This is a genomic window from Pseudomonas sp. SIMBA_041, from assembly GCF_046535095.1.
GTDB classification, from domain to species: domain Bacteria; phylum Pseudomonadota; class Gammaproteobacteria; order Pseudomonadales; family Pseudomonadaceae; genus Aquipseudomonas; species Aquipseudomonas mucoides.
Genome location: NZ_JAWRXJ010000272.1, coordinates 1 through 274 on the forward strand (window position 1 = coordinate 1; position 274 = coordinate 274).

At 51.8% G+C, this 274-nt stretch carries 1 protein-coding gene; it reads left to right on the forward strand.

The window, feature by feature from the left end; all coding sequences use genetic code 11:
* Positions 1-223 (forward strand): SDR family oxidoreductase (locus tag SB725_RS31155; protein WP_160513892.1); only part of this gene is annotated, 223 nt, incomplete at its 5' end.
* Positions 224-274: the final 51 nt, after the last annotated feature.

The following is a 274-nucleotide window of genomic DNA, read 5'->3' on the forward strand; positions in this document are numbered from 1 at the left end:
TGGCGTTTATGAAGTGCGCCCTGGTCTCATCAAAACCGATATGACTATTCCAGCAACGGCTTATTACGACGAACTGATTGCCAAAGGTCTGGTGCCGTGGGGACGTTGGGGTTATCCGGCTGATATTGCTTCCACCGTCCGCGCGATGGCGGAAGGTAAACTGATTTACACCTGTGGTCAAGCGGTCGCCATCGACGGCGGCTTAAGTATGCCGCGCTTCTGAGGCTGAATCATGAGAGATCTGTTACAACGCCCGGATTTATTCAGTATCAAT